Origin of the sequence: Arhodomonas sp. AD133 (assembly GCF_051195215.1) — a bacterium.
In the GTDB taxonomy this organism is placed as follows: Bacteria; Pseudomonadota; Gammaproteobacteria; order Nitrococcales; family Nitrococcaceae; genus Arhodomonas.
In genome coordinates this window covers 1-12,487 of the sequence record NZ_JBNAZM010000043.1, presented here as the reverse complement: position 1 = coordinate 12,487, position 12,487 = coordinate 1, and the positions used below count along the sequence as shown (strand labels likewise).

At 67.3% G+C, this 12,487-nt stretch carries 11 protein-coding genes; 9 read left to right on the top strand and 2 right to left on the bottom strand.

Translation table 11 applies throughout. From position 1 onward, the window contains the following. Positions 1 to 144: 144 nt before the first annotated feature. A complete protein-coding gene (gene ubiT / locus ACPEES_RS18460; RefSeq protein ID WP_435105064.1) occupies positions 145 to 612 on the top strand; it encodes a ubiquinone anaerobic biosynthesis accessory factor UbiT in 468 nt (155 codons plus the stop codon). Between the two features lie 57 nt (positions 613 to 669). Here ubiT and ACPEES_RS18455 read toward each other — a convergent pair whose 3' ends face one another. Beyond that, a complete protein-coding gene (locus ACPEES_RS18455) occupies positions 670 to 1,566 on the bottom strand; it encodes a U32 family peptidase (RefSeq protein WP_435105063.1) in 897 nt (298 codons plus the stop codon). 10 nt (positions 1,567 to 1,576) lie between these two features. Continuing rightward, entirely contained in the window at positions 1,577 to 2,575 is a 999-nt protein-coding gene (gene ubiU / locus ACPEES_RS18450) for a ubiquinone anaerobic biosynthesis protein UbiU (RefSeq protein WP_435105062.1), read from the bottom strand. A gap of 162 nt (positions 2,576 to 2,737) precedes the next feature. Between ubiU and ACPEES_RS18445 the strand changes: the two genes are divergently transcribed. The 8 genes from ACPEES_RS18445 to ACPEES_RS18410 all read left to right on the top strand — a co-directional run bounded on the left by ACPEES_RS18445 (position 2,738) and on the right by ACPEES_RS18410 (position 12,378). Next, entirely contained in the window at positions 2,738 to 5,086 is a 2,349-nt protein-coding gene (locus ACPEES_RS18445; protein WP_435105060.1) for a diguanylate cyclase, read from the top strand. 272 nt (positions 5,087 to 5,358) lie between these two features. After that, a complete protein-coding gene (locus ACPEES_RS18440; protein WP_435105059.1) occupies positions 5,359 to 6,528 on the top strand; it encodes an NnrS family protein in 1,170 nt (389 codons plus the stop codon). A gap of 93 nt (positions 6,529 to 6,621) precedes the next feature. Next, complete coding sequence (locus ACPEES_RS18435; RefSeq protein WP_435105058.1) at positions 6,622 to 7,434, top strand: CbbQ/NirQ/NorQ/GpvN family protein; 813 nt, start codon at positions 6,622 to 6,624, stop codon at positions 7,432 to 7,434. Positions 7,435 to 7,503: 69 nt separating this feature from the next. After that, positions 7,504 to 7,950 carry a c-type cytochrome gene (locus ACPEES_RS18430; RefSeq protein WP_435105057.1) on the top strand — a complete coding sequence of 149 codons (447 nt, stop codon included), beginning with the start codon at positions 7,504 to 7,506 and terminating at the stop codon, positions 7,948 to 7,950. Between the two features lie 25 nt (positions 7,951 to 7,975). Continuing rightward, complete coding sequence (locus ACPEES_RS18425) at positions 7,976 to 9,391, top strand: cbb3-type cytochrome c oxidase subunit I (RefSeq protein WP_435105056.1); 1,416 nt, start codon at positions 7,976 to 7,978, stop codon at positions 9,389 to 9,391. 286 nt (positions 9,392 to 9,677) lie between these two features. Further along, positions 9,678 to 11,513, top strand: coding sequence for a nitric oxide reductase activation protein NorD (locus tag ACPEES_RS18420; protein ID WP_435105055.1), 1,836 nt, complete (start codon positions 9,678 to 9,680; stop codon positions 11,511 to 11,513). Further along, on the top strand, positions 11,510 to 12,127 hold the full coding sequence (locus tag ACPEES_RS18415; RefSeq protein WP_435105054.1) for a cytochrome c oxidase subunit 3: 618 nt from the start codon (positions 11,510 to 11,512) through the stop codon (positions 12,125 to 12,127). The genes ACPEES_RS18420 and ACPEES_RS18415 overlap by 4 nt, the downstream gene beginning before the upstream one ends. Next, positions 12,124 to 12,378 carry a cytochrome C oxidase subunit IV family protein gene (locus ACPEES_RS18410; protein ID WP_435105053.1) on the top strand — a complete coding sequence of 85 codons (255 nt, stop codon included), beginning with the start codon at positions 12,124 to 12,126 and terminating at the stop codon, positions 12,376 to 12,378. Before ACPEES_RS18415 ends, ACPEES_RS18410 begins: the two co-directional genes overlap by 4 nt. The last annotated feature ends 109 nt before the right edge of the window (positions 12,379 to 12,487 follow it).

Below are 12,487 nucleotides of genomic sequence, written 5' to 3'. Positions count from 1 at the left end.
TGATCAACGTCAACTCATGGCGCGGCAGTCGGCAACTGATTGGCACAGGCGGGATTTGAGCTGGCTCAATGCAGCGCGGATCGCCGCAAGGAATGATGAAGGGCGAAAACGATAGGAAACGCGACACCGCCACGGAGCACCCGGATGCCGCTCTCTCTGCCACGTCCCGCCTGTCTCGCCGCCCCGCTGCGTCTGCTACCGGCGCCCGTGCTCAACGCGATGGCCGCCTGCCTGGCGACACAGGTTCTGCGTCAGGCCCTCGCCGACGGGGATCTCGAGGAACTGGAGGGAAAGGTCGTGGCAGTCAGTCTGCGCCGGCCGACGCTGACGCTGCGCGTAACCGTACGCGGGCACGCCGTCCGCCCGGCGGGAGCGGGTCCGGCCGTCGTCACCATCGGTGCGGAAATGGAGGATCTGCTGCTGGTCGCCGCCCAGCTCAGCGACCCGGACACGCTTTTCTTTCGGCGCCGACTCCAGCTCTCGGGGGATACGGCCCTCGGGCTGACGGTCAAGAATGCCCTCGACAGCGCATCGTTCGAATCGCTGCCTCCGGGCAGCGTGCCACTGCTACGTCAGCTCGCCGAGCAGGTACCGCCGACGCCGGACCGCTGACCGCCTGGGCGACAGCGGCACCCGGAAACCGCGCTCACTTTCGGGGTACGCTGCCCATCAGTCGCGCAACGCCGCCATCCCGGCATCGCCGTGCCAGTAGCCGTTACAGGTTTCGACTTCCGCCTCGTTCACTGCTGCGAGGGCGTCGTCGTCACCGCGCATCGTCCGGTCCAGCGCGGCAAGCAGCGCCTGCGTTCCCTGCGGCCGGGGGCTGACCCGCAGCACGTCCGCCCCACAACGCTGGAGGTCGCGCCACTGCGGCAAAAGGTTGCAGACACGCCCTGACTGCGTCTGAATGCCGTTGATGGTGAACAGGTGCTCACCTTCGCGCGTGTGCACGGGGATGCCTTCCGGATAGTCCAGGCAACGGAGTCCGCACTGGTCCTTGGGCAGGTTATGGTAGCGGGCGGTGAAGCAACGCGCCGACCAGGCCAGCGGCAGGCGGCCGTGGGCGAACACCTCGGTCTCCGGGGCGTCGTCACCGGCCTCCGTCAGCAGCGCCGCCAGGGTGTCCCGATCGCATTCGAGCGGCGCCAGCCACCGCTGCATGCCCTCGCGGCGGTAGAGCCGCAGCGTTGCGGCATTGTAGATGTTGAGAAAGGCACCGCCGACGAACGGCACCCCCATCTCCCGCAGCAACTGGACGGCCGCGACATCGTTGGCCTCCACCCGGAATTCGCCGTTATCGCAGAGTCGCCTCAGGGCGCCGATCTCCGAGCGGGCTTCCAGCAGGGTCAGCGAAGACAGCACCACCTCCTTGCCGGCCCCGGCCAGCTCACGGCCCAGAGCGAGCCAGTCGGAAAGGCGCATCTCGCGACGCTTGGGGCACACCGTCTCCCCCAGATAGACGATGTCCACCGGGGCGTCGGCGACGCGGGCGTAGAACGCCTCGGTTTCGGCCCGGGGCCAGAAGTACAGGCAGGGACCCAGAGCGATGCGCGGTTTGCCGGTCATTGCCATCTCCTCACTGCCACGGCCGATGGTAGGCGCCCAGCGTTGTCTGCGCCCCTTCCGATAGCCCCGCGAGCACCTCGTCCTCGGCCGGATCGACGCTGTAGCCCTGCGGATCGGCAGCACACCGATCGATGGCGTTCCGCCAGACGCGGACGATCCGTGCCACGTAGCCGGGGCTGCGCTGGCGCCCCTCGAGCTTGACCGCCGTGATGCCGGCCTGGCGCAGGTCCGGAAGCAACGCCAGGGTATTCAGGCTCACCGGCTCCTCGAGAATGTGGCCGGTATGCGCACCGACGGTAAAACGGCCTTTGCACAGGGTCGGATAGCCGGCGCGTTCGCCGGGATCGAAGCGGTCGATGAGCACGCCGTTGAGGCGTGACTCGAGCACCCCGTCGGAGCGCTCGTTCCAGCGCACGTACGCAGCAGGGGAACACGCGCCCGCCGTGTTGGGCGACTCCCCCGTGGCATAGGACGAGAGCAGGCAGCGCCCCTCGGCCATGATGCACAGCGAGCCGAAACCGAAGACCTCGAGCTCCACCGGCGCATCGGCGGCGAGCCTGCACACCTGGGTGAGCGACAGCACCCGGGGCAGCACCGCGCGACGTATACCGAAGAGCTCATGGTAGAAACGCAATGCCTCATGGCTGGTGGCCGATCCCTGCACCGAGAGGTGACGGGGCAGCGCCGGGTGAGTGCGCGCAGCGTAATCGAGTAACCCCGCATCCGCGATGATCACGCCGTCGGCACCGAGATCCGCGGCCTCGTCCACGCAGGCCGTCCACTCCCGCCACCCCGAAGGCTGCGGGTAAGTGTTGATCGCCATCAGCACCCGCGTACCCCGACGATGCGCGTAATCGACCCCCTCACGCAGACGCGCCGCGGTAAAGTTCAGCCCAGGGAAGTTGCGGGCGTTGGTACGGTTGCGCAGCCCCGTGTAGACCGTGTCGGCACCGCTGTCCACGGCGGCTCGCAGCGCCGGCAGGCTGCCGGCGGGACAGACCAGCTCCATCGGAATCGTCCTCGTCGTCGCAATACACGGCATCGTGAGTGTTCGGCAGCAGCGACGGCTTTGATTTGCATCAAGCACCCCGTGGACATGCGGGCAATCCCGCAACCCGGAACACTACAATGGGGACGAACAGGGCACCGCGCCATCGGGGGCAGAGCACTCATGGCATTCGATCCGGGCCATATCGCCGAACGGCTGGGCACGGCCGTGTGGGTGTTCGATATCGAGCGTGAACGGATGGTTTGGGCGAACGCGGCCGCCCTGAAACTGTGGGGCGCAGACCGACTGGAAACACTGACCGCCCGGGACTTCTCCTCGGAGATGACGGCGGCGGTGCGTACCCGACTCGCCAATTATCTAGCGGGTTTCCACGCGGGCCATGAGATCCGCGAGTCGTGGACGTTCTATCCCCACGGACACCCTGTCTCCGTGGACTGCCGCTGCTCGGGTTACCGCCTCGACGATGGCCGCATGGCCATGCTCGTCGAAGGCATCCGCGACGAGAAGACGGCCGATACCCACACCCTCCGCCACCTGGAGGCATTGCGTCACACCCCCGTTATGATCTCACTGTACGACACGACGGGACACATGCTGACCGCCAACCCCGCCGCCGAATCCGCGTTCGGGCGGACGCGCGAGCTGGCTGCGCGCATCCACGACCACCGTGAATGGGCGCGCATCGAGGCGACCCTGTGGCATGAGGGTCGATGTCTGACCGACGCCTGGACCGACAGCCACCAAGGTGCGCGCCTGCATCAGCTCGACCTCCGGGTATCGTCGGATCCGAATTCCGGCGAACGCATGATCGTCGTCAGCGAGATCGACGTCACGCCGCGTCAGCAGGCGCTTCAGGCACTCGCCGAGAGTGAACGGCGACTGCTGGAGATCACCGACGTGCTCGCCGACGGCGTTTGCGTCATCGACGAGCGCGCCCGCGTGACATTTATCAACCCGGCGGCAGCGCAGATGCTCAACACGACACCCCGCGCTGCACTGGGCCGCAGCGTCGACACCCTCTTCCGTCAGGCCGCGGTGGGCCAGCCCCCCGGGAATCCGGCAACACAGGCGATGCGCCAACGCGCGCGACACCGACAATCCGACATACCGCTGCACGCCGACGATGGCGGCAGACGCGTGGTCTCCGCGATCGCCACGCCGATGCTGCGAGGCGAGCGGGTGATCGGTGCCGTCACCGCCCTGCATGACATCTCGGAGCTACGGAACACCGAGGCCGCCCTGCGTCGCAGCCGCGAGCGCCTGGCCAAGGCGCAGCGCGTCGCACGCCTGGGAAGCTGGGAGTGGCAACCGGCGACCGGCACAATGACGTGGTCCCGTCAGCTGCGCCACATCTTCGCGTTGTCCCATGTCGATGTTCCGGCAATGAGCATCCTGCTGGAGCGCGTTCACCCCGCGGATCGCCAGGCCGTCGATCAGGCCCTGCACGGGGTCGAGCAAGCGCCGGACATTTTCGATACCGAGTTCCGCGTCTGCCATCCGGACGGCCTCGTCCATACCGTCTCCATGCGTGGCGAAAGCGTGCACAGCGATCGCGGTGACATGCTCGTCACGGGCACGGTGCTGGATATAACCGAACACAAAGCCGCGGAAATGGCAGCGAAGACCGCGGAACGCCGACTCGCGGCACTGATCGAGAACCTCGGTGGCGGCATCCTGGTGGAGGATGAACGTCGCCGGGTCGTGCTGGCGAACCGCACTTTCTGCGATCTCTTCGGCATACCCGCGGCCCCGGAGAGCCTGATCGGAGTCGACTGCACGGATACTGCCACCCAGGTCAAAGCGCTGTTCCGCGACCCCGAGCGCTTCGTCACCGGCATCGAAACCTGCCTGAGCCGGCAGCAACCCGTCCGCGGCGAAGAGCTCGAAACCGTCGACGGCCGCGTGCTCGAGCGCACGTACACGCCGGTCTTTCTGGAGGGCGAGCACCGGGGTCACCTCTGGCAGTACTGGGACATCACCGGACGCAAGCGCGCCGAAGCCGCCCTGCGTGCGCTCGCCAGCACCGATCCCCTCACGGGTCTGCCCAATCGTCGCGAACTGCTCGCCCAGTCAGCACGGGAAGTGGCCCGCGCGCGACGTGGCGACGCGGCATTGAGCCTGCTGCTGATCGACATCGATCATTTCAAGGCGGTCAACGATCACTACGGCCACGCTGTAGGCGATCACGCCCTGCAGGCCATAGCCGCATTGCTGGAAAGCGAATGCCGCGCGGGCGATCTGGCTAGCCGTATCGGCGGCGAAGAGTTCGTGCTGTTGCTGCCGGATGCCGACATCAATGCCGCCACAACAATCGCCGAACGACTGCGGGACTGCATCCTGCACAGCCCGGTGGCGGCCGGTGGCGAGGCTTTACGGCTGACCGTCAGCATCGGCGTGACCACGTTCGCCCCCGGCGACAGGGACTTCGAAACCATGCTCGCGCGAGCGGATACTGCGATGTATGCCGCCAAGAGCGCAGGGCGTAACCGCGTCGAATCGGTAGCCGCCTGACCGCGAGGCGACTCGTCGCGCCACCCGATCAAAACCGCTGCGGCGGTGGCGCCTACAGACGCCGCTCAATGTGCCGGCCCCTCCCCCCTGCCCGCTTCAGGGCCTGGCCGAGAGCCAACGCCAGAATTGATCGAGATCAAGCATACGACGATCGGTGGCATACACAGGTGCTTCCCGGGTGATAAGATTCATATAAAATGAATGTTCAAACGGTACGCGCTCGAACCGCTGACAGCAACCGGCGCGGGGTCCGCTCCTGGGAGTCGATGGCCATGCCCCACTCGCATTTGCTCGCCTACCCCTTTCGCGTGTTCTTCATGCTTGCGAGCCTGTTCGCCGGTGGCGTCGTGCTCGCCTGGCTGGCAATGCTCACCGGCCGGATACCCATGCCGGCGGACCTCTCTCCGCTATGGTGGCACGCCCACGAGATGATCTACGGATTCGTCCCCGCCGCCATCGCCGGATTCCTGCTCACGGCCATGGCCAACTGGACCGGGCTGGCGCCCCCCAGGGGATGGGCACTGCTCGCGCTCGCCGCTCTCTGGCTCGCCGGCCGGCTCGCCTTCGCGCTGACCGCATGGCTGCCGGCAATCGCGGTGACCATCGTGGATCTGGCATTCCTGCCCGTGCTCGCCGCGGTCGCCTGGCGTACCCTCCGTCGCGCCGGCAATCGCCGCAACCTGCCCCTGGTGGCGGTACTGCTGGTGTTCGCCAGCGGCAACGCACTGATGCATGCGGCTCTGCTGGGCGCCTCGCCCGCGTTCGCGCGCGTCGGCGAGCTCATGGGTCTCGACCTGACGGCACTGCTCATTGCCGTCATCGGCGGCCGCATTACGCCGGCGTTCACCACGAACTGGCTCGCCCGACACGGCGGCGATCCCGCCCGTGTACGCAAGTCGACCAACGTCGACCGCTCTGCACTGCTCGCGCTGGTCGCATTGATCGTTGTCGACCTCATCGCGCGCGGCAGCGCCGTCGCCGGTGTCATCGCCCTCATCGCCGCCGGTTTGCACGCGCTGCGCCTGTGGGGCTGGCGGGGATGGCACACCCTGTCCGATCCCCTGCTCTGGATCCTGCACCTGGGCTACGCGTGGCTGGTACTCGCGCTGCTTTTGCGCGGCCTCGCGGCATTCACGACGGACATCGGCGCCAGTGTCTGGATTCACGCCCTGGGCGTCGGCGCGATCGGAGTCATGATCATCGGCGTCATGACCCGCGTGGCCGTCGCGCACACCGGTCACGGCCTCATTCTGCGGCGTGGCGCCACGCTCATCTACGCGGCGGTGAATCTCGCCGCAGTGCTCCGCGTCGTCTCGGCCATGGGCGGCGGGACGCTGGCCCTGCAGCTGGCAGCGGCAGCCTGGGCCGCCGCGTTCGTGGGCTTTGTGTTCGCCTACGGCCCCGTTCTCAACCGGCCACGCGCCGACGGCCAGCCCGGATAAGCGGCGGGGAAAATCCCGCCTTTGCGGGAGTGGCGAAGGCCAAAAGAAGTATATATAATACATTTTAAAGACAATGACTTCAGGACCACTGGCATGAGTGCAATCGCCGTCGACACCCCCCGCCCGAACCGGCCCGTCCACTACCGCCCCTGCGGCGACGAGGTCGCCGTGTTCGAGGCCGCCGCCGACAACCGGCTGCCGGTCCTCATCAAGGGGCCGACGGGCTGCGGCAAGACACGGTTCGTGGAGTACATGGCCGAACGCCTGGGCCGTGACGTTCACACGGTGGCCTGTCACGACGACCTCACCGCCGCCGACCTGGTCGGCCGCCACCTAATAGGCGCCCACGGCACCTACTGGCAGGACGGCCCGCTCACCCGCGCGGTGCGCGAGGGCGGCATCTGCTACCTCGACGAAATCATCGAAGCGCGCAAGGACACCACCGTCGTGCTCCATCCGCTCGCCGACGACCGCCGCATCCTGCCCCTGGACGCAACCGGCGAGCGCCTGGAAGCGCACCCGGATTTCCTGCTGGTGGTCTCCTACAACCCGGGCTACCGCAACCTGATGAAAGGTCTCAAGCCCAGCACCCGCCAGCGCTTCGTCGCACTCGCCTTCGACTACCCGAGCGCGGCGGTCGAGACGGAGATCGTCGCCGAGGAGGCGCGGCTCGACCGTGACACCGCCGCGCAACTGGTGGGCCTGGCGGGTGCGCTCAGACGACTCGACCAGCACGACCTGGAGGAATCGGCCTCCACGCGCCTGCTCATCCACGCGGGCCGACTCATCAGCCGCGGCGTTAACCCGCTGACCGCCTGCGAGGCCTGCCTGGCGCAGCCGCTGACCGACGACGCGGTCACCCTGGAAGCGCTGATGGACGTGGTGCGGGCCCACCTGGGCGAGTGACGGCATCCCGGCATGCGAACGTACACCCAATAAAATTCATATTATATGTATCATTAAAGGAGCCCGCGTATGTCTGAACGCTTTACCAAGGGCATGGCCCGCAACATCTACTACGGCGGCAGCCTCTTTTTCATCCTGCTGTTCCTCGGGCTGTCGTTCGACACCGTCATTGCGCTGTCCGAGCGCGACAACCGCGAAACGCTCACCCCGGCCGTCGCCGAGGGCAAAGCGGTCTGGGAAGAGAACAACTGCGTGGGCTGCCACTCGATCATGGGCGAGGGCGCTTACTTCGCCCCGGAGCTCGCCAACGTGTTCGAACGCCGTGGCATGGGCGACGAGGCCGCCTTCAAGGGCTACCTCCATGCCTGGATGAACGCTCAGCCCACGGGCGCCCCGGGACGGCGGCAGATGCCTCAGTTCAACCTCACCGACGAGGAGATCGACGCGCTGGCGGAGTTCCTGATCTGGACATCCCGCATCGACGACAACGACTGGCCGCCGAACGTGGAAGGCTGAGCGCGACGCCAAGGAGACCCTGCGTATGAAATACCAAAGCCAAGCAGTGGCGATGCCCTATTTCGTCTTCGCCATCATCCTGTTCATCGGCCAGGTGGCCTTCGGTCTGATCATGGGCCTGCAATACGTCATCGGGGACTTCCTGTTTCCGCTGATCCCCTTCAACGTGGCGCGCATGGTGCACACGAACCTGCTGATCGTGTGGCTGCTGTTCGGATTCATGGGCGCGACGTACTACCTCGTTCCGGAGGAAGCCCAGCGCGATCTGGAAAGCCCGTGGCTCGCCAGGCTGCTGTTCTGGGTCTTCGCCGCGGCCGGGACGCTGACGATCATCGGCTACCTGGCGGTGCCCTATGCCAGGCTCGCCGAGCTCACCGGCAATGACCTGCTCCCCACCATGGGCCGGGAGTTCCTGGAGCAGCCCACCATCACCAAGATCGGCATCGTGGTCGTGACGCTGGGCTTTCTCTACAACGTGGGGCTGACGATCCTCCGCGGCCGCAAGACCGTGATCAACATGGTGCTCATCACCGGACTCGTGGGCCTGGCGGTGATGTTCCTGTTCGCCTTCTACAACCCGGCCTCGCTCACCCTGGACAAGTACTTCTGGTGGTGGGTCGTGCACCTGTGGGTCGAGGGTGTCTGGGAACTGATCATGGGCAGTATCCTGGCATTCGTGCTGATCAAGACCACCGGCGTGGACCGTGAGGTCATCGAGAAGTGGCTGTACGTGATCATCGCCATGGCGCTGATCAGCGGAATCCTCGGCACCGGCCATCACTACTTCTATATCGGCCCGCCGGAATACTGGCTGTGGATCGGCTCGGTATTCTCCGCCTTCGAGCCGCTGCCGTTCTTCATGATGATGCTCTTCGCGATCAACATGGTCCGCCGGCGCCGGCGCAACCACACCAACCGGGCAGCCACCACCTGGGCGCTGGGCACCTCCATCGTCGCCTTCCTCGGCGCCGGTGTATGGGGCTTCCTGCACACCCTCGCGCCGGTGAACTACTACACCCACGGGACCCAGCTCACCGCCGCTCACGGCCATCTCGCCTTCTTCGGTGCGTACGCGATGATCAACATGGCGATCATCTCCTATGCCGTGCCGGCATTGCGTGGGCGCCCGGAGGGCAACGGCGCGCGGGCGCAGTCGCTGGAGATCGCGAGCTGCTGGCTGATGAGCCTGTCCATGCTCGCTATCACCCTGTGCCTGACCGCCGCCGGCGCAATGCAGGTGTGGCTGCAGCGCCTGCCTGAAAGCGGCCAGGCTCTGTCGTTCATGGCAACCCAGGAGAAGCTGGAAATCTTCTACTGGCTGCGCTTCGGCGCCGGAGTGGCGTTCATGGTGGGTCTGCTGCTCTACGTGGCGAGCTTCTTCGTGCCTCAACGGGCCGGTGAGGCCGAGGCGGCCGGGGAAGAACGGCCGGTGACCGCATGAACGCGCACCGGCCCGCTTAGGGTGGACGGAGCGCAGGCGCGGTGCACCCTTCCGCGGACTGCGCTCCGCTCCACCCGCCCTATGCGATGGTGTGAAAAGTGACAGGTTTCAAGTTCAAAGTGGCCGGCACACACCGGGCGGTTGGCTGCGGTGCGAATCGTCCACGCGCGCCGATAAAAGTGGCACTGCGTCGACTCGTCACTTTCCACTTGAAACCCGGACCTTGAAGCTACCCGTGGTCGATGGCGGATCGCGCTTCGCTCGATCCGCTCTACAGGAGGCTTGCATGGAAGAGTTCGTCGGCGTCCGCTGGCATCGGTTGATCACCCGGGCGGCGAGCCGTGCGCACCAGGCGGCGGGGGTGTCGCTCGCCGACGAGCAGGCCCGTCTCGCGGTGGTTTTTCGCGCCCTCGGTGGCGACCCGGGATTGCGCGTGACCGCCGCCCCGCCCCAGGCGTTGCGCAACCGCCGCGGCTGGCTGGAACGCATCGCCGGCACCGGCAGGCGCCACGAGCTCGCCTGGCGCGATGGCGAGAGCGTGCGGGTGCCCGAGCGCATCGCCTGCTTTCCCGAGGCACGGCTGAACCGGGATCTCTACCTGTGGCTGATCGCCCTTGCGAGCCGAACGATGCCGGACGATGGCGACTGGTTCACCGGCAACCAACGCCGCGTCGCGCGAGTTCTCACCGAGCTTCCGGGCCTGGCCACGGTCTACCGGCGTCTCGTCGACGCCACGATTACACAGCGTGGAGACCCCGCGCGGCTCCGCGGCCGGGAAGGCATGCGCGAGCGTGCCATTCAGGCGGCGCTGAAAGTGCCCGGCTGCCGCGAGAGCCTGCCCGAAGCACCCGGCGAGCCCCGCCCCGTGCCCCTGTGGCTCTACCCCGCACCAGACCGGGGCGAGGCGCCGGCACCGCGTGAGCGCGACGACCGCGCCGCCGAAGGCGGGGGCAGCGCACGCACGCGTGCCGGCGGCCGCCGCAACGCCGAGTACGTGGACGACGCCGACGGGCGCAGCGGCCTGATCGTCTTCCGGCTGGAGAGTCTGTTCTCCTGGTCGGAATACGTTCCGGTGGACCGTACCATCGACGATGGCGACGACGAGGACGCCGCCCGCGTCGCCCAGGACCTGGACCGCCTCAGCCTCACCCGCACCGGCGAAGCACCCGCCTCGCGCATCAAGCTGGACCTGGACCTCCCCGCCGCCGCAGAGGACGACATTCCGCTCAGCGACGGCCGGCTGCTCCCGGAGTGGGACTGGCGCCGGGGCCTGCTGCGCCCACGACACTGCCGCGTGATCCCGATGGTTGCCCGCGAAGCGCCGGCGGCATCGTTGCCGCCGCACCTGGCCGGCGACGCGCGGGCGTTGCGGCAACGCTTCCAGGCGCTGCGGCCGCAGCGGTGCTGGCAGCGCCGGCAGCCCCAGGGACGCGAGCTCGACCTGGCCGCCTGCATCGATCACCACTCGGCCCGCCACCGCGGCGGTGCCAGCACGGCCCCCCACGTGTGGCGCACGCCGGAGCGCGAGCACCGGGATCTGGCCTGCCTGGTGCTGGCCGACATCTCGCTGTCCACTGAAGCGTGGGTCGACGACCACCAGCAGGTCATTGACGTGGTGCGCGACAGCCTGCACCTGCTCGGCGAAGCGCTGGACGCCGGCGGCGACCGCTTCGCCATGTACGGATTCTCCTCGCGCCGCCGCCAGCACGTGCGCTTCAACCTCATCAAGAACTTCGCCGAACCCTGGGGCAACGGCATCCACGGCCGCATCCAGGCGCTGGAGCCCGGTTACTACACCCGCATGGGCGCGGCCATCCGTCAGGCCAGCGAGATCCTCGCCGAACAACCGGCGAGCCAGCGGCTGCTGCTTCTGGTCACCGACGGCAAGCCCAACGACCTGGATGTCTACGAGGGCCGATACGGGCTCGAGGACTCCCGCCACGCCCTGCTCGAAGCGCGCCGGCAGGCGATCACGCCATTCTGCGTAACCGTCGAGCAGGACGCCGCCGACTACCTTCCCTACCTCTTCGGCGAGCGTCACTACGCCCTGTTGCGACGCGCCGGGGAACTGCCGGCGCTGCTACCCCGGCTCTACCTCCTGCTGACCGGAGAAAGCCCGTGACCACACGGACGGCTGTCCACTGGCAGCGCGGCACACAGACCGCGCACACCCGGGCCGGCACCGATCATGTGCCCGGCGACTGGGCCATGTGGGCGTTCGTTCTCGCTGAGCTCGCCGTTTTCGCCGCGCTGCTCGTCAGCCTCGGCGTGGCGCGGCGGCTCGAACCCGCGGTGTTCGCCGCGGGCCTCGAACAGATGCATCCCCGTGCAGGGCTCGCCAACACCCTGGCGCTGCTCTGTGGCAGCTATCTGGTCGCCCGCGGGATCGCCGCCGCCACAGACCGCGGGCCACGTGCCTGCACCGGCTGGTTCATGGCCGGTACAACAGCCGGCGGCGTCTACCTGGCGATCAAGCTCGGGGAATACGCGGACCTGGTGGGCGCCGGGTACAACCTGCGTACGGATACTTTTTTCTTCTTCTACTTCTTCGTGACATTCTTTCACTTCATGCACGTGGTGCTCGGCATGATCGTGCTCGCCGCCGTCGCCGTCCGCGCCCGCCGGGGCGGCTATGACGACGACGGCCTGCGCGCCCCGGAAAGTGCCGCGAGCTACTGGCACATGGTGGATCTGGTATGGCTGGTGCTCTTTCCCCTGCTCTACGTGCTGCCGTGAACGGCCCGCGATACCTGCTTCTGTGCTGGCTGGCGCTGACCGGGCTGACCCTCGCCAACGCCGGTCTCGGTCATGGCGACGGAAACACCAATGGCCTCATCGCCGCGGTCGTGGCGCTCACGGCACTCAAGGGAAACCTGGTGATCAACGGCTTCATGGGCCTCGGGCAGGCGCCAGCGGTGCTACGAATCGCAGTGCACGGCTGGCTGTTGGCAACGCTGGCAGTGATCATGGCGCTGCTGCTCGCGTGATCACCACCGTGATCGTTTGGAGTAGAAAGTGACAAGTTGAAAGTCTCCGCCCCGCCATGCGGCGGCGCGCTGTCGCGCGGCTAACAGGGGGATAATGGAAGGCGCGTGG

Excerpts from the sequence above, each read along its gene's own strand:
- ubiU (WP_435105062.1), bottom strand. The coding sequence starts at position 2,575 with ATGGAGCTGGTCTGTCCCGCCGGCAGCCTGCCGGCGCTGCGAGCCGCC.
- ACPEES_RS18445 (WP_435105060.1), top strand. The coding sequence starts at position 2,738 with ATGGCATTCGATCCGGGCCATATCGCCGAACGGCTGGGCACGGCCGTG.
- ACPEES_RS18435 (WP_435105058.1), top strand. The coding sequence starts at position 6,622 with ATGAGTGCAATCGCCGTCGACACCCCCCGCCCGAACCGGCCCGTCCAC.
- ACPEES_RS18440 (WP_435105059.1), top strand. The coding sequence starts at position 5,359 with ATGCCCCACTCGCATTTGCTCGCCTACCCCTTTCGCGTGTTCTTCATG.
- ACPEES_RS18455 (WP_435105063.1), bottom strand. The coding sequence starts at position 1,566 with ATGACCGGCAAACCGCGCATCGCTCTGGGTCCCTGCCTGTACTTCTGG.
- ACPEES_RS18430 (WP_435105057.1), top strand. The coding sequence starts at position 7,504 with ATGTCTGAACGCTTTACCAAGGGCATGGCCCGCAACATCTACTACGGC.
- ACPEES_RS18425 (WP_435105056.1), top strand. The coding sequence starts at position 7,976 with ATGAAATACCAAAGCCAAGCAGTGGCGATGCCCTATTTCGTCTTCGCC.
- ubiT (WP_435105064.1), top strand. The coding sequence starts at position 145 with ATGCCGCTCTCTCTGCCACGTCCCGCCTGTCTCGCCGCCCCGCTGCGT.
- ACPEES_RS18420 (WP_435105055.1), top strand. The coding sequence starts at position 9,678 with ATGGAAGAGTTCGTCGGCGTCCGCTGGCATCGGTTGATCACCCGGGCG.